The 16020-nt window shown below is 63.4% G+C and carries 13 protein-coding genes and 1 pseudogene; 6 read left to right on the top strand and 8 right to left on the bottom strand.

What is annotated here, in order from left to right:
* Positions 1-59: 59 nt before the first annotated feature.
* On the top strand, positions 60-527 hold the full coding sequence (locus tag HYE82_RS05790; RefSeq protein WP_179172831.1) for an NUDIX hydrolase: 468 nt from the start codon (positions 60-62) through the stop codon (positions 525-527).
* Between the two features lie 46 nt (positions 528-573).
* A pseudogene (locus tag HYE82_RS05785) lies at positions 574-1074 on the top strand (NUDIX domain-containing protein).
* 128 nt (positions 1075-1202) lie between these two features.
* Here the strand turns inward: HYE82_RS05785 and HYE82_RS05780 are convergent.
* From HYE82_RS05780 to queC, 4 genes are read right to left on the bottom strand one after another with little or no spacing between them, the layout of a single operon-like run.
* Positions 1203-1970, bottom strand: coding sequence for a GTP cyclohydrolase I FolE2 (locus HYE82_RS05780; RefSeq protein ID WP_179172830.1), 768 nt, complete (start codon positions 1968-1970; stop codon positions 1203-1205).
* Positions 1971-1972: 2 nt separating this feature from the next.
* Positions 1973-2329 (bottom strand): 6-carboxytetrahydropterin synthase QueD, encoded by a 357-nt coding sequence (gene queD / locus HYE82_RS05775; protein ID WP_179172829.1) that lies wholly within the window; start codon positions 2327-2329, stop codon positions 1973-1975.
* Positions 2329-2964, bottom strand: a complete 636-nt coding sequence (gene queE, locus HYE82_RS05770) for a 7-carboxy-7-deazaguanine synthase (protein ID WP_179172828.1) — start codon at positions 2962-2964, stop codon at positions 2329-2331. The genes queD and queE overlap by 1 nt, the downstream gene beginning before the upstream one ends.
* 2 nt (positions 2965-2966) lie before the next feature.
* On the bottom strand, positions 2967-3674 hold the full coding sequence (gene queC / locus HYE82_RS05765) for a 7-cyano-7-deazaguanine synthase QueC (RefSeq protein ID WP_030687035.1): 708 nt from the start codon (positions 3672-3674) through the stop codon (positions 2967-2969).
* 204 nt (positions 3675-3878) lie between these two features.
* Between queC and HYE82_RS05760 the strand changes: the two genes are divergently transcribed.
* The 4 genes from HYE82_RS05760 to dbpB (HYE82_RS05745) are packed head-to-tail and all read left to right on the top strand — an operon-like array spanning position 3879 to position 8216.
* Positions 3879-4691 carry a hypothetical protein gene (locus tag HYE82_RS05760; RefSeq protein WP_309144215.1) on the top strand — a complete coding sequence of 271 codons (813 nt, stop codon included), beginning with the start codon at positions 3879-3881 and terminating at the stop codon, positions 4689-4691.
* Complete coding sequence (gene dbpB / locus HYE82_RS05755) at positions 4688-5830, top strand: DGQHR domain-containing protein DpdB (protein ID WP_179172826.1); 1143 nt, start codon at positions 4688-4690, stop codon at positions 5828-5830. Before HYE82_RS05760 ends, dbpB (HYE82_RS05755) begins: the two co-directional genes overlap by 4 nt.
* Positions 5827-7068, top strand: coding sequence for a tRNA-guanine transglycosylase DpdA (gene dpdA / locus HYE82_RS05750; RefSeq protein ID WP_179172825.1), 1242 nt, complete (start codon positions 5827-5829; stop codon positions 7066-7068). Before dbpB (HYE82_RS05755) ends, dpdA begins: the two co-directional genes overlap by 4 nt.
* Before the next feature lie 50 nt (positions 7069-7118).
* Positions 7119-8216 carry a DGQHR domain-containing protein DpdB gene (dbpB, locus tag HYE82_RS05745; protein WP_179172824.1) on the top strand — a complete coding sequence of 366 codons (1098 nt, stop codon included), beginning with the start codon at positions 7119-7121 and terminating at the stop codon, positions 8214-8216.
* 58 nt (positions 8217-8274) lie between these two features.
* Here the strand turns inward: dbpB (HYE82_RS05745) and dpdD are convergent, their stop codons facing one another.
* Genes dpdD through HYE82_RS05725 form a run of 4 tightly spaced genes read right to left on the bottom strand, consistent with a single transcriptional unit; the run spans position 8275 to position 16020 of the window.
* The gene (gene dpdD, locus HYE82_RS05740; protein ID WP_179172823.1) at positions 8275-10323 is read right to left on the bottom strand and encodes a protein DpdD; all 2049 of its coding nucleotides are present in this window, start codon (positions 10321-10323) and stop codon (positions 8275-8277) included.
* Complete coding sequence (gene dpdK / locus HYE82_RS05735) at positions 10320-10838, bottom strand: phospholipase D-like domain-containing protein DpdK (protein ID WP_309144214.1); 519 nt, start codon at positions 10836-10838, stop codon at positions 10320-10322. Before dpdK ends, dpdD begins: the two co-directional genes overlap by 4 nt.
* Positions 10835-15343, bottom strand: coding sequence for a protein DpdJ (gene dpdJ / locus HYE82_RS05730; protein ID WP_179172822.1), 4509 nt, complete (start codon positions 15341-15343; stop codon positions 10835-10837). Before dpdJ ends, dpdK begins: the two co-directional genes overlap by 4 nt.
* Entirely contained in the window at positions 15340-16020 is a 681-nt protein-coding gene (locus HYE82_RS05725; protein ID WP_179172821.1) for a hypothetical protein, read from the bottom strand. Before HYE82_RS05725 ends, dpdJ begins: the two co-directional genes overlap by 4 nt.

Below are 16020 nucleotides of genomic sequence, written 5' to 3'. Positions count from 1 at the left end.
TCGACATCGTCCGGGTTGCGCGCAGCCCTGGGCTTCCGATCAGGAGGGGACCGCCGCACATGGGCAGGACTGAGTACTACAACGACCCCGCCGCTCCGAAGGCGAACACGCTCATCCCCGCGAGCAACCTGCTCGTCATCGACGACAACGGCGCCATCCTCCTCCAGCGACGCCGCGACACGGGCCAGTGGGCCCTCCCCGGCGGAGCCCAGGACATCGGCGAGACAGCCGCCCAGTGCGCCGTACGTGAATGCCTCGAGGAGACGGGCATCGTCGCCGAGATCACTGGCTTCCTCGGCATCTACACCAACCCTCGCCACATCGTTGCCTACACCGACGGCGAGATCCGCCAGCAATACGAGAACACCTACATCGGCCGCCCCGTCGGCGGCGAGCCGACCATCAACGAAGAGGCCGACGCCGTCCGCTTCGTCCAACCCGCGGACCTCGACAGGTACGACATCCACCCCAGCATGCGCCAGCAGGTCGGCGACTACCTCGCCGGCACCTACCCCCACCTCGGCTGAGCCACCAAGGAATAGCCCACCCCTGCCAGTCGAAAGGTACTGAAGGGTGCCAGTCACTAAGCGCAACGCCAGGGCCATCTTGCTGGACGGCGACCAGCTCGTCCTCATCAAGCGCACCAAGCCCGGCCGGGGCCCGTACTGAGTGACGGTCGGCGGCAGCGTCGAGGCTACGGACCCGAGTGTCGAGGACGCCCTCCACCGCGAGGTGTTCGAGGAGATCGGGGGCAAGCTGAACAGGGCGGAGCTGGTGCATCTCATTACCGACGTGTTCGAGGACGGCGTGGGCATCCAGCACATCTTCGCCGCACGCCTGAATCGGATGGACATCGAGGCACGCACGGGCACTGAGTTCGACAAGCCCGAGCGGGGCGGCTACGAAGTCGTGCGGTTACCGTTCACCGCGGAGACGATCCGGCAGCTCAACCTGATGCCGCCAGAGCTGGCCGAGTTCACCGCCGGCAACATCGAAGCCATCAAGGCCGTGCTCGACATACAGGTCCGCGCCATGGCCGAGGCTACGGAGGGGAAACTGACACTCGGCTCGTGAACCGCCGGAGCGGCCTCCGTGAGGCCAAAGCGTCGCACAACAGGGACACGCAACTGGCCCAGTCCAGTGCGAGGCACTGAACTGGGCCAGTTGATGAAGTAGATCAAGCTTCGATGAAGCTGCCGATGCTATCCAGCGACGTATGCAACAGCATCGTGACTGTGGATGCTTTCCAGGTTGCGGATGCTCACCGTGTGACGAAGGCCCCGCTCCCGGCACGCGAGGCTGACGTCGCGGGCCATGTCCTCAACGAATACAGGGTGGTCGTACGCCTGCATGGTGAGGACACGCTCGTCTGTGCGCTTGACCAGCGGCACTACAGGCGCCGAAGCGGAGGAGCTCAGCAACCGTACGGCGCTATGGACGGGCAGAGGATAAGGGGTGTCTCCCTGGCCCGTCACCTTGAGCGTGATTCGGCTGCGCTGGTTGTGCGCGCCGTAGTCGGAGATGGCCTTTGAGCACGGGCAGAGGCTGGTGACTTCACTGGTCACTGCCGTCGTCACTGTCACGGCGCCGTTGTCCCACTGCCCTTCGACGCGGACGTCGTGTACCTGCTTCGACTCGCGGCCGCTGGCCGGCGCAACGACGGTCGTACTGATCGGCATGGCCACTGTCACCGTGACCGCAGGCGCGTCGAGGAGGTCTGCCCCCGTCTTGAGCACGTGCGGAAACTGCCTTGGGTCGAACCTCTGCAGGTGGTCGTGTACGAGGGCGACCATGCGGCTCATGTGCGTACCACGGCGGTCGGACTGGAGCCGCACGGTGACCTCGATGTCCGCGATGCCTTCCTGACGGAGGTAGCCGTCTTCGAAGTACAGCGGATAGCGGAGGCCACTGATACCGACCTGGTCGACCTCGATGCCCCGGGAGTCAGTCTCGTTCTGGATGTCGTGCATACTCACGCGCCCCGATAGGTGCAGCCGGAGGTGCACGTCTCGCGGACGGTCAGGGCCGAGAGCGCAGGCAGAGTCGGCTGCAGGCGCTCCCAGATCCAGCGGGCAAGGATCTCGCTCGTCGGGTTCTCGAGGCCCTCGATCTCGTTGAGGTAGTAGTGGTCGAGCCGCTCCTCAAGCGGCTTGAAGGCACGCTTGATGTCGCCGAAGTCCATGACCCAGCCGGCCTCCGGGTCGACGGGGGCCTCCACATGGACGATGACCTTGTAGGAGTGGCCGTGCAGGCGCGCGCACTTGTGGCCCGCAGGAACATTGGGCAGACGGTGCGCGGCTTCGAACGTAAACTCGCGGAAGATTTCCATTACTGAATTCCCAGATACTTATGCGTCTGGAGAGAAAGGATCCAGCGCGGGTTCTTCATGCAGTAGTCGATGGTGGCCCTGGTGTTGGCTTCAGCGTCCGGACCGTCGAGGGGCTGGAGCCGGAAGTATCGAAAGTCCAGGTGCTCAAACTGGCTCGGGTCTCCGCCCGACTGCGGGTAGACGAGCTTCAGTTCTTCTCCACTCGTGACGACCAGTTCCGAGCCGATCTTGGGGCTTACGCAGAGCCAGTCGATGCCCTGCGGTGGTACGCGGGTGCCGTTCGTCTCCACTGCGACCTCGAAGCCTCTGGAGTGGAGTGCTTCGATCGCTGCTTCATCAAGTTGCAGGAGCGGCTCTCCCCCGGTGCACACGACGAAGCGGTGTTCCATGGAGGTAGACGGCCACGCCTGTTCAACTGCTTGGGCGAGGTCATCAGGGGACGTGAACCGGCCGCCACCCTCGCCGTCAGTTCCGACGAAATCGGTGTCACAGAACTGGCAGATGGCACGGTGGCGATCCTTCTCCAGGCCCGTCCACAGGTTGCAGCGTGAGAAGCGGCAAAAGACCGCTGGCCGGCCTGCGTGGCTGCCCTCGCCCTGCAGGGTGTAGAAGATCTCTTTGACCAGATAGGTCATTCTCACGCGCCCTGGTACTGCACGGGGTCCGAAACGCCCGCCTCGGCGAAGCCCTTCAGGCGAAGAAGGCAGGTCTCGCAGTGGCCGCAGGCCCGACCCTGCTCGTCCGGGTCGTAGCAACTGGAGGTCATGGAGTAGTCCACGCCCAGGCGCAGGCCCTCGCGGACGATGTCGGCCTTGGACATGGCCATAAGGGGAGAGTGGAGCTTGAGCTCCTGCGTTCCTTCGACGCCCGCCCGGGTCGCCAGGTTCGCCATCTTGGCGTACGCGTCCATGTACTCGGGGCGGCAGTCGGGGTAGCCGCTGTAGTCAACGGCGGTCACGCCGGTGAAGATGTCGCTCGCGCCGACGGTCTCTGCATAGGCAAGCGCGAAGGACAGGAAGATCGTGTTGCGCGCAGGCACGTAGGTGATGGGGACGCTGCTGTCAGCGTCGCTGGTGCTGGCGTCGTCGAGGGTGTCGTGCTTCGGAACATCGATCTCGGACGTGAGAGCGGAGCCGCCGAAAACTCGCAGGTCGATGTCCGCGATAACGTGGCGGGCTACGCCCTGCGCTTCGGCTACGCGCTTGGCGGCCTCCAACTCCACGCTGTGCCGCTGGCCGTAGCGGAAGCTCAGTGCGTACGGCGTGTAGCCCTGGTCCTTCGCGATGGCCAGGACTGTCGTCGAGTCCAGTCCGCCGCTCAGTAGAACGATCGCGGGACGCTCCATGCCTTGCTCCCTAGTTAGCTCCATGTGTACCGGAGCACCCTACCGTCAAAACTGACAGGTACAGTAACGGCAACAGTCGTCCAGTTAAGCCCGCCGGGGGAGTAGCATCACGTGAGACAACTATCGCTGGTAGTCACGTGCACTGACCGCAAGTCCGTGGTGCCGGAGGCCGCACTCCATGCGAGATCACTCCCGGAGGGCCCCGTGCGGGAACGCTCGGCTCTGTGGAAGGAGCGGGTGGCCCAGGCGGCCAGTACCGACAAAACTCGCACCCGTCCGCTCACCGATCTGTACCGCGGTGACCACTGGACACAGTCCAAGCGACTGCTTCAGTGGGCCGAGAAGGCCCACTTCAACGCGGAACTGTGGGTGGCGTCTGCCGGCCTCGGTCTACAGCCAGTCTCCGCGCCCGCACCTGCCTACGCTGCAACCTTCAGCACCCGGCACGCCGACTCGGTGGCTACCTCAACGGCGAGCAGTGCGGAGTGGTGGAGCCACCTCCAGGCGGATAGCGGCAGGACCACCCTGGAGGACCTCGGAAAGCGGGGGCCGGTTCTCATGGTCCTCTCCGAGGTCTACGCGAGGGCCATGGGCGCGGAGCTGCGGGCGCTCGGGGCCCTCGCAACCGAGGCATTGCTGATTGGCGGAGACGAAGAAATCGCCGGCATCCAGCGAGTGGCCTCAGACGCTGGGCTCCGCGGCGCACTGGGCGGCACGCTGACCAGTTTGAACGTCCGCATGGCCGCGTCCTGGCTTCAGCACTGCGAAGACCGTTCCTTGACATCCGCAGCCACCAGTAATTCGTGGCATCAATGGGCGGTCGGGGTGTCGAAGCCAGAGCGCCACAATCGTGAGCCCATGTCCGACGAAGAGGTCATCGCCTTCATTAAGAGGGGCATCGCATCCGCTCCGGGTACTTCGCGAACGCGACTTCTGCGGGCTCTACGCGACAGCGGGCGCGCTTGTGAGCAGAGCAGATTCGCCGGCTTGTTCAACCGCACGATGGGGAACCAGTGACAGAGAACGTGATCAGACGCCGGGCCCTGCGTATCGAGCAGAACCCGAAGATTCCCCTCTACCTGTTTGCGCTGGAGGCAGGGGAAGTTGACCTTGTCGCGGACGTTGCACGAATCTCGCGTGATGAGGCCGGAAAGCTCCTCGGCTACCAGCGTCCCGAGAAGAGGCAACACGTCAAGCAGATCTTGGAGTACCTCGACGGCGACGACGTCCTGTTCCCGAACGGCCTCATCCTCGCACTCCCCGCTGCGGTCCGGTTCAAGGGAAGCCGGGGCCCCAACCCCAGCGACGGACTTGCCACGATCGGAACTTTGGAGATCCCTCTGCCGGCATCACCGGAAGAGCCGCGCCCGGCACTTATCGTGGACGGCCAGCAGCGAAGCCTGGCCCTCGCCCGCACACGGAACTCGAAACTACCGATCACCGTGGCAGGATTCGTGGCCGAAGACCTGGACATCCAACGTGACCAGTTCCTGCGCGTCAACACGGTTTCACCATTGCCCGGCAACCTCGTCTCCGAACTCCTGCCTGAAGTCAACACCCAGCTGCCCACGAAACTCTCGGCACGCAAGCTCCCTGCGATTCTGGTGAACGCACTCAATCAGGACAGTGATTCACCGTTCAAGGGCTTGATCAAGCAGGCATCGACGACGGCGAGCAAGAAGTCCGAGGCTGTAGTCAAGGACAACAGTCTCCTCCAGGCCATCACTGAGTCCTTGTCCGGCTCGGGCGTCCTCTTCCCCTATAAGAACCTGTCCAGCGGTACGACTGACACTGCAACCATCCGCAACATTCTTGTCGTCTACTGGACTGCCGTGAAGGACACCTTCCCAGAAGCGTGGGGGCTTGCCCCAACTCAAAGCCGACTCATGCACGGTATTGGTATTCGATCCATGGGCCGGCTCATGGATCGAGTGATGGAGAGAGTGCTGTTCAGTGCGGATATAGATTCGGACGACGCTTACAGCAGGGTCATGGCCGAACTGTCGCTCATCAAGCCGCACTGCCATTGGACTGAGGGGCGCTGGCCCGAGATCAACTATTCCTGGAACGAACTGGAGAATGTTGGGCGACACATCAACATTCTGTCGAACTATCTGATCCGTGTGTACCGTGAGTCGAGGATGAGCGCGTCGTGAGATTCTTCTTTCCGGACAGTCAAGACCAAGTCAGCCCAACCTACGACTTCATCAATGATGAGTACTCCCCTTATCGGGTCCGCCAGAGGGACGATTTCTACGCACACCAGGCCGTAAAGCCAGCCCCGTATGACGGAGTGCTGGTGAGCAAGGCTATCGTCGATGGATCGGCTAAGGGAGCAGGAAAATACAGCGCTCCTCAGCGCGAGCGACTCTATCGACTCGGAGTCAGAGATTTCTTTCGCCTCCCGGCAACCATGACGAGTCTCGGGGACTGCGGCGCATTCAACTATATCGACGAAGAGTACCCGCCATATTCCGTTGAGGAAGTCCTGGACTTCTATATGGGCTGCCGGTTCAATGCGGGAATCAGCATCGACCATGTAATTTTCGGATACGACCCCGACTTGTCTGATCAGGATGCAAATCCTGCATGGGTGAAGCGTCGCGAGATCTCGCTTGAGTTGGCGGAGAAGTTCATTGCCGCCGTAGAGGCCCGCAATGCGAAGGTCCGCGACGAAGCCAACAAGCTCGAACCGGTGGGTGCAGCCCAGGGGTGGAGCCCGGACAGCTATGCAGACAGTGTCGCTCGACTCCAGAAGATGGGTTACAGGCGAATTGCCCTCGGCGGCATGGTCCCGCTGAAGACTCCCGAAATCCTTGATTGTCTCAAGAGGATTTCTAGAGTCCGCGCGGACGGCGTAGACCTCCATCTACTTGGCATCACCCGCATTGACAGCATGGAAGAATTCTCAAAATATCACGTCGAAAGTTTCGACAGCACCTCGGCCTTCCGCCAAGCGTTCATGGATGAACGCAACAACTACCACACCGCCAACGGCCCCTATATGGCCATCAGGGTTCCGCAGGTCGATGGAAACCCGACGCTCAAGCGTCTGATTCTTGCCGGCGTGGTGTCGCAATCCGAGGCCATCAAGGCGGAGCGGGAATGCCTTCAACTGCTGCGTAAGTTTGACGAGGATGCGGTGGACGTCGACGAGGTCATGGATGCCCTGCGGGGATATCAGACGCTCCTCGGCGACGCCAAGAAGCTGAAGCAGGTAGAAAAGTACAGGCCGACGCTTGCCGACAGGCCATGGCGTCACTGCCCGTGTGACCTGTGCAAGGAACACAAGATCGAGATGGTCATCTTCCGTGGATCGGAGCGAAACAAGCGCCGCGGATTCCATAACATGACCGTACTCGAAGCCAAGATGCGCAAGCTGACGTTCGCATAGTCGCCAATCTCAGCACCAAACGCCCAAAAAGAACTCAAACAGGAGACAGCGTGGCCGACCGATACGAACTGAGGCTCCCCGCCCTCAAGGTGCTTCAAGGCAGCAAGGAGATCTACTGCTTCGCGGTCGACGGCAAGAAACTGCACGACTTTGCGGCCGTCTCACGCGTCCGCCGTGACGGCCAGAAGCGGTTGCAGGGGTACCAGCGGCCCGAGGTCCTCAGCCACATCCGCTCAATCCGCCGCTACATTGAGTCCGAGGGGGCGATGCTCCCTAACGCCCTGGTCCTCGCGTTCGACGAGCGTGTGAGGTTTGAACCTGCGGTCCGCGGCGGCGACGTGAAGTACTCCATCCCCGGCGAGCTGATCATTCCAGTCGATGAGTCGCTGGCCGACGAAGACAAGCCGGCCTGGCTCGTGGATGGACAGCAGCGTAGCGCGGCGATCAGAGACGCTGATCTCCATGAGTTCCCTGTCGCAGCCGTGGGCTTCATCGCCTCCGGACAGGAAGAGCAGCGGTCGCAGTTCATCTTGGTCAACTCCACGAAGCCACTCCCCAAGGGGCTCGTGTACGAGCTCCTGCCCGAGACCACGGGCCAACTGCCGCGTTCGTACGCCCGCCGCCAGCTCGCCGCGAGGCTCATGGTTCTTCTGAACATGGGAGACGGTCCCTTCAGCGGAAGGGTTAGCAGCCCCACATCCCCCACCGGCAACATCAAGGACAACAGCGTTCTTAAGATGCTGGAGCACAGCATCTACGAGGGCGCCCTGTTCCAGTACCGAAACGCCGCCGACGGCACCGGGGACGAGGAGCGGATGCTGGCTCATCTGCTGGCGTTCTGGCAGCCCGTCGAGAGCATCTTCCGGGAAGCGTGGAACAAGCCGCCGAAGGAGTCGAGGCTGACCCACGGCGTGGGCATCCAGGCCATGGGCTTCGTCATGGACAGGCTTACTGCCGACGTCCCGGTTGAGAAGGTCGACTGGGACCAGGTTCGTTCCACCCTGCGGGGTCTGGAAGAGCATGTGGCGTGGACCTCAGGCTCCTGGACGCTCCCCGATGGCCAAGAGCGCAAGTGGAACAGCCTCCAGAACACCTCGGGAGACGTCCGGCTCCTGAGCAGCTACCTCCAGGCGCTCGTCGCCAGGTAGTACCGCTCAATGACCGGCTGCGGTGGCTGCCCAGTGGGCTGGGCAGCCACCGCGTCTGTCAGGAGGACGCAGCTGCCGCAGCACGGAGTTTGTCCACGGCCGCGCGCAGAAGCGAGGCCGATCCACTTCCGTTGGCATATCCGATGTGCTCGGTCACGGCGTGCTGGTCGATGAAGCCGGTCGCGGCGTGCTTCGCACAGCGCGTGGCAAGGACGATCACATCAGCAGTGCGGGCCTTCTGCCGCAACTGAGGCGTACCGACGTGGTCTGAGGCCGTCGTCACCTTCACCGCTGGCGCGAGTCGCCCGACCTCTTCACGGCAACGAGCGAGTACGGCTTCGTCCAGCGAGTACAACAAAAGCGTAAGCGGTGGGATCTCAGAAGGCGACTCGCCCTGATCGCCATCCCCGGCAGGGGGCTCCCACTCGAACGCTATGTCGAGTTCTCGTGAAAGGCGCTGGGCGAAGGCCCAGTCTGCTCTTTCGAGCCTTTGTTGATGCAGCCACAGGGGCTCCAACAGCGCGTACGCCAGATTGCTGCGCGCCTCTGTGTTGGGGCACGCGGCCAGGAAGAGCCTGTCGACGAAGTCCAAGGCAATCGGCGCCCGCTCGGGCGAGACCCAACGACCGCGCTCTGCGCCGATCTCGTCAAGGAGATCCGTGTAGGTCCGTGCTGAAGGCGCGGCACGGAGTGCGATCTCCGTGAGGGCCTGCAGCACAGCGAGGTCCCCGGGACCGAAGCGGTCAAATGTCACCGCATTACGGATAAACGCGTGAGCGGTCAGCCCGGCCGGCGCCTCGTACCCGACGGCATCGATGAACGCGCCGACCGCTCGCCACGCCTCTTCCGCGGCGTGGTTCTCCAAGCCGTCAAGGAACGCGGCGAGGGCCGCATCTTCAGTTGCGGGCGAGGGCCAGGACATCCAACTCCGGTTCTCAAGAGCCAACTTGCCTTCGCTTGACCTCGCTGTCACGGCAGCCAGAAGAGACTGCCAGGAATCGACAGGTAGATGCGCTACGGTCGCCTCCTGTGCCGCTTCCTCGGCAGTTGGCTCCAACTGAGCTGACGTCTGCGGATTGTCGGCGGTTTCCTCGTGCCGCCCCTGGAGTGCTCTCCGGGAGTCATCCCACACCAGTGGAGAGAGCTCGTCAGCACGGTCCGCATGCTGCACCGCTTCCACAAGACGGTGGAGTGTCGATACGTCATCAAGAACAGTTGCCGCCATCAAGAGAACAGTGATCGCCTGCGGGCCCAACGAGTCCACGCTGATGTCCAGGAGGTCCGGGACGAACCGGCCCCGTTCCACGAGCAACTCCTGTGCAGCCGAGAGATCGTTCTCCGCAAGCGGCCCCTCCAGCGCCGCGTAGACGGCGTTCAGGATCGCTTCCTTGACGGGGGCAGGAGGGTTCTGGCTGACGACGTCGGCAAGCTCCGGGAGGCTGAGGATTTCTCGGCTGCGACCGAGTCGATCGAGTCGCTTGATTCTCAAGTTGGCAAGGTTGGTCGCGGTCACACCACCAGCTGCCGCCAAATGATCAAGCACCACACTGGAGGCAGCCTCTGCGCCTGCCGCCAGCGATGCGTCGAACTCCGCAAGGAGCCGACCGATCGGCTTGGCGACTCGCCACAGCCTGGGAGGCCGGCTGGCCACAGTTTTCTGCATCAACAGCAGGACATCAGCGAGGTTCCCGCGGTGCTCAAGAGTCCGTCCGGTGTCTAGCCGGAAAATGGGACGGTCACCAGCGAAATCAAGGAGTGCCCGTTCAACTGGATCGTCCGGATCCAGCCGAACTGGCTGAATTCCGACCTGTTCCTCGTATGCGACGTAGGTAGGTCCAGCGAAGGCACGGATCAGCTCAGCGGTGTTCGACCGATCGCCCTGGTCGCGGGCGATCACATACATGGCGAACCGGTCTCTGTCGGCGTAAGCGCGAGGCAGCACAATCGGTGCGTCGTCGCCCCGCCGCAGCGCCTCTACAAACGGCATGCTGCGGTCCTTGTGCCGGTACTCCGCGTCCAATCCTGGCCAGGCGCGGTTTCCTGGGCCGAAGAACCGCTGCAGGAACTTCTCGACGTCTTCGCGTGTTTGCTGCTGGGCCTGGGTCACGAGCCACTCCTCCACCGCTGAGCCAGATCAAGCCGCGCCTGAGCAGCGTCAGGGCCGCCTACCTTGTAGGTGACTGACTCATCGTTCTTCGCCATCCCGCGCACCGTGTAGTTCATCGAGCCAGTGAGAATCCACTCCTGCCCGCACAACGTCTTCTCATGGACGTCTGGATCTCGCCGGATGCGCAGGTTGCCCTGTTCCGCGGACTCAAGCCGTTGCAGAAACGCCCCGTTGTGGGAATCGGGGCGCGTGATCACATACACCTGCGCCCCAGCCGAGGCGATGCGCACGAGACTGTCTGACAGCCGCCAACCACTGGGCGGTACGTCACCGAACAACGCGTCGTAGGCGCCGTGACTGTTGTCCAGCACTTGAACGTCCGTGATCCAAGGCGAAACCAGCCACACCTCGCTACTGGGGCTGATCATCTCCGCCATCAGGGCAGCGGACAGCATCGAATCAACGCGCAGGCCCGTCCGTGCACCGATGCGCAGCGTTCTGGTCAGGGTCGTCACTGGACTGCCTCCCTCAACTCCACTCGGACGCGCAACTCGTCCCGATGTCTGGCGTAACCACGAACCTCCCCGTAGACACGGAGGAAGTCCCTGTCCACTGGGAGTGCCGGCACGCGGACGACAGCTTCCGCCATGGCCTGCGCCTCGCTCGCACGGCAGACGAGTTCGACGGCTGCGCTCTCAGACATCGCCTTCTGGTAGGCCAGGGCCCAGTTGGTGGCAGTGACGTCCACCTCAGGGAAGCGGTCGTTGTGGGCGGCGTGGACAAGTAGCCGGTCGAGCACTGGGAAATCTACATATGGCTGGTAATGCTGTAGGTCCTGAGTGCGAGCTTGGCGGCCGCGTGGCCAGAGGAGGCTGAAGGCCTGGTCTGCGGTCAGTGTGCGGCTCCCACCGAGGTGAAGTCGGTTCGAGCCGACGGCGTACGCCATCACTCGAGCATCGACTTCGATCCCGAGACGCTGCTCGAGGTCCGTCCAAGCGTTGACCAGCGACAATGCCTGCATATCTGTGTCGGGGCCCGATCCCGGGCGGAGGAGCCGCGTCGACAACGCGGACACTGCGGTTCGCCGGGGGCGTCCGTCCAACTCCTCCCAGGCAGCCAGCAGCCCGTTCAATGCCTCCTGGGCCTCCTCGGCGTTTTCGGCGCCGCGCAGTGTCCTGATGGATTCGGCTGCATCGCCGCTGGGCTCATCGGACAGGTGCTGAAGCAGCCGCGTCAGTGTGGCGTCGACGTACTCGTAGTCGCTGGGGGCAAGTGCACTGGTGACGAGCCCCCAGAAACGCCGGGGGTCCTGCCCGTAGTAGCGCACCAGGTGCTCGATGATTCCGAGTCCACCGATCGACGTTTCGCTGAGCCACACCACTGTCTGATCGCCGGGCCTTGCGCCGGGCAGGACGTCGACGATCAGGTCCCCGTCCTGGGTGTCGGGACAGGCGCGCTGGGCCGCGGCAAGTATCGCTGCTGCCATGGTGTCTCGGTAGGCCCGCTGCGCCAGATCTTCGGTGCGGACAGCGATGTCCGGGGCGACGAGGAGTTCCGCAGCCTGGTCCACGGCAGCTGTCACCCGGCTGTCCTGAACTAGTTCCATGAGGCCTGACACCAAGCGGTCGTTGTCGAGGATCTGCTCAGGGCCGTTGTTGTCCCGGTAGAGCACGCTGAATATCTGGGGCAGATGCCCAGTCCACGCACCCTTCGCCAGCGCAGCACGTACCTGAGCCGCGGTGCGCTCGCCGTCGAGACCTTCGAGGGCGAAGGCCGTCAAATAGACCTGCGTCAGCCGCTCGCGCTGGAACCTGTTGGAGATGTCTGTCAGTGCGGGATGCTCAGCGACTTCGTACGAGAAGGCCAGGGACCGCCAGGATGGGGAGGACAGGTAGGACCTCACGATGGCGTCGGATGTATCGAGAGGCTCAAGCAGGATGCGCACTGCATCGACGTCGAGCCTGAAGCCAAGAGCAGCCCGCTTGCCGTGCAGTTCGTAGTGAACCCTGCGTGTCTCGACTCCACCGCGCTCGAAGGCAACTTGGCACTCGGCCCCCATGCTCATCCGACGCATCTCGATGGGATTGCCGGCAGCGTGTGTCGCGAAGCTGATCGAGGCAATCCGCTGGCGCCATGGGGATGGGTCGGGAATGTCCGCCGGCGTAGGCGACGCATCGTCCGGAACGACGATTTGAGTACCCCACAAGGGGAAGCCCTGCGAGCGGTCGGAGATGTCGGGGGTGGGCTGCTCCAGTTTCAACTGGTGGGGCCTGAAAACCCGTAGCCCGTCGGGGTCGGAGGACCCGTTCGGATGCCATGTTCCCTCTGGGTCGGCATGCTGAACGATTCGCGTGAGGGGCAGAGCGTCCGTGCCGCTCGGAGGTACCGGTAGCCACGTCCGGTGTTCATCACGGCGATGTCCGAACCGGCGGCTCACACGTCCAGGGACTGCTTCACGTAGGGCTCGGGCGATGGGGAGTTGCTCAAGACTGTCCCTCTCCGGAAAGGGCAGCAGAAGGTCAACTTCCGGCAGATTCAACGGCTCGAAGAGAGAGCGCGTGATGAACTCCGGAAGGAGGGCCCCTTCCTTAGCGCCGGCGTCGGTGCGCTGGAACGACCAGTTGCTTCGCAAACGTCGCAGAGCCGTGGGCACGACAGCTAGGAGCAGTGAGCGCGGCTGCTCCCACAGCAGGGCTTGTGCCTCGTCGGGGCTGATCTTCAGGGCTCGTACGAGATGCTGAGCGAACTCGTCCTGCAGGGCAGGTTTGTCGAGGAGGGCCTGGAAGAGGTTTCCGACCGCCTCGTGGCCGGGACGATCGCTTTCGCTCACTGCATAGCCGTTGGGAGCGCGGAGGACCTTCCGAGGGTCAGCCCACAAGCTCCTGGAGCGGAGTTTGCGACTCGTCCAGTCCAACAGCGCCTGCGTGGCTTGTATCTTCAGGACGAAGCGGTTCCCGATCGGCAGGCTTCGAGCCGGCACTTCAGGTGCGAACAGTGTTTCGTACGCCTGGTAGGCGAGGCGATCGCGCCCGTAGTCCGACAGCGTCACTACGGTGATGGGCCTGGTACCTCGCTCGCGGCCTGCGCGGCCGCGGCGTTGAATGAACGCTGCGGCGTCGCGCGGTGCCTTGTGCTGGAGCACGAGGCCAACACGTGGATCGTTGAATCCGACCTCGAGGGAGGCGGTGGCGACAGTCAGGTTGGCGTCGTGATCAACACCGACGTCCTGGGACGACGTGCGGCCGATACGCAAATGGTGCAGATGGAGGCCCGGATCCAGGTCGTGACCGATCTTTTCAACAACATCCCAGGACTGGCCGTCGACGTAGCGTGCGGCGTGTTCGTCACGGTCAGAGGAACGCAATCCTGCGAGGACTGGCTTCCGACGGTCGCTGCGGCGCCCAAACCGGTCTTGTCCGCCTTCGGCATCACGCAGGTCGTTGTAGAAGCGGTTGGTGACGTCGAGGTCATCCGTAAAGAGGAAGCCTGTGGAGCCGTACAGGAACCGGTTGTTGTCCAGGTCGAGCATGCGGCCAAAGAGCATGGCCGTCTGGATCGATGTGGACAGCAGGCTTGCCCCCGCGACGGGATCGCCTCGCAGGGCGAGGGCATACTCCCGGCCTTCGGACTCCATCGTCTCGTCGGCCGGCTCGATGGAGGTGACGTCGCTGGGGTGAAGGCCTACGAGTTGTCCGAAGAACCTGTCCGCGTCGCGAAGTGTCGCGGACAGGCCAACAAACGTAATCGAACGGCGAGTCGCTTCGCGCCAGCGCCGCAACAGCAAGGCCACCTGCGCGCCGTGCATGCCGCTGTACGTGTGAACCTCATCGAGGAGAACCAAAGACGGCGCGGTCCTGGCGCCACGCCAGCCGAGGAGCCGCTCCAAATAGTTGTCACCGCTACATCGATTGAGCATCTCTGTTGTGGTGAACAAGAGATCCGGCGGGTCGTTCTTGAGTGAGTCTCGGGTGAGCGCGATACGTCCGTGCTTGAGCGTGTAACCACACTTCAGGCAGGTCAGTCGTTCACGCCCGTGTCGGCGGTCGTCGTCCGCCCACTGGAGGTCGCCTGTTCCACAATCAAGGCTGGGGCATGGCAGATACGGGCACACCGCTCCCTGGCGGGTGCGCGCCCAGGCGTTCGGAACCCTCGAATCCGGCTCCATGCGCCGGTCGCGGGTATTCCACGGGGTGTCTCCGTAGAGCGCGCCGATCCGAAGAGGTCGTCGCCCGCGGTCTCGCAACGCCGACTCGACACTGTCAACGGTGCGGATAGCTTCACGAAGTTGATCGCGCAGAAGCTCCTTGCGAGGGTAGAGCGCCAGTGTGTGGACGCGCTCGGCCTTCCCTGGTCTTGCACTCTCCGCCATGGCAGCGAACGCCGGCAGATAAAACGCAAGGGTCTTGCCGCTACCAGTACCGGCGCCGACGATGATGCCCTTGTCTCGGTCGGTGTTCAGGGAAGCGAACACTGAACGCGTTGCGTCCAACTGGAAGCGAGCCAGCTTGCGGCCCTTCAGCTGGGCAGCTGCCACGTGCTCTTGCACATCGCCCCACCTGGGGAGCTGTGCGAGTTCCTGGAGGACCTCAGCCGCTGGGATATCGCGGCGCGGATAGCGGCGAGCCGCTACGTGGAGCCGGTAATCGGCGACGAGGCGGCGCTGTCGCTGCCACCAGCCCGGCTGCGCTTCATCAGCCCAACCGCCCCGGTCGAAGAGTTGTCGGAGCCCGGCAGTGAGGCGCAGCGACTCCGCCAGCCTGGTGCGGTAGCGCGGAGGGGAGGTCACCGGTACCTGCACCTCGTGCAGCAGTGCACGGAGCAGGAGCTCCTCCAGCACCACATCGGCCGATGTGCCGGCCGGAGCTGCCTCATGGCTGCCCAGGAGACGGTCGATGGTCTCCAAAACCTCAGCCTCGGAGAGCGCGCTCTCCGTAACCCCCCATGAGAGAAGCGGAAGTTCGCGGTTCTCCAACTGATTGAGGAGTTCGTTCGCGAAACGGATATCGAGGTGGTCTGTCACGCGCCGGTCCTCTGCAGGGTGATGTGAAGGTCCATTTCGAACTCACGCAAGAGGGCGATGTCCTCATCCGTCACGTCGTGGAGCGTGGGACCAGGACGCTTCTCCAGCCGTTCCAGAAGATCCAGGAGCTCCCGGGGCGGCTCGCTCTTGCCATGCAGGGACTCTGCGAGAGCCGCGTACGTGCTGGTGAAGAGAGTGATGTCTGCCTTGGTTACACCACCCTTGCGGTTCGCCGCCTGCTGCAGTTCCACCTGCCGAGAGCGTGCCTTGACGCGCTCGTTGGCCGCCAGCATGGGGATGCGAGCCAGCGGTAGATCAGCAGTCTGCGCTGCGGCCCACGCACTCCATGCAGCATTGTTGTCGGCCTTCAGGCGGTCCGTGATCTCCTGGACCTTCTTCCTCGCCGTGTTGAAGACCGTGTCGCTGGGCAGCCCGTTGGCTGCTTTGCGCATGAACGCTGTGCGTGCGGTGTCGATGCTCGACAGATCAGGCCTGTGTGCAGCTTCGAGGCCTTCGAGGGTGCGGCTTATCTCTACTTGGTTGCCGAGATCGACCAGCGACGCGCGGAGTTCCTTGGTGCGGCCGAGAACCCGGGCAGCCTCCTTCTCGCCGACTGCTCCGGCGGCGATCAGGCGTGCACGGTTCTGTAGCTGTACGGCCTTGTCGTACACGGACAT

The organism is Streptomyces sp. BR123 (assembly GCF_013401435.1).
Lineage (GTDB): Bacteria > Actinomycetota > Actinomycetes > Streptomycetales > Streptomycetaceae > Streptomyces.
This window is presented reverse-complemented; position numbering and strand designations above follow the sequence as displayed.

Excerpts from the sequence above, each read along its gene's own strand:
- HYE82_RS05725 (WP_179172821.1), bottom strand. The coding sequence starts at position 16,020 with ATGTCCGTGTACGACAAGGCCGTACAGCTACAGAACCGTGCACGCCTG.
- queD (WP_179172829.1), bottom strand. The coding sequence starts at position 2,329 with ATGGAAATCTTCCGCGAGTTTACGTTCGAAGCCGCGCACCGTCTGCCC.
- queE (WP_179172828.1), bottom strand. The coding sequence starts at position 2,964 with ATGACCTATCTGGTCAAAGAGATCTTCTACACCCTGCAGGGCGAGGGC.
- HYE82_RS05790 (WP_179172831.1), top strand. The coding sequence starts at position 60 with ATGGGCAGGACTGAGTACTACAACGACCCCGCCGCTCCGAAGGCGAAC.
- queC (WP_030687035.1), bottom strand. The coding sequence starts at position 3,674 with ATGGAGCGTCCCGCGATCGTTCTACTGAGCGGCGGACTGGACTCGACG.
- HYE82_RS05780 (WP_179172830.1), bottom strand. The coding sequence starts at position 1,970 with ATGCACGACATCCAGAACGAGACTGACTCCCGGGGCATCGAGGTCGAC.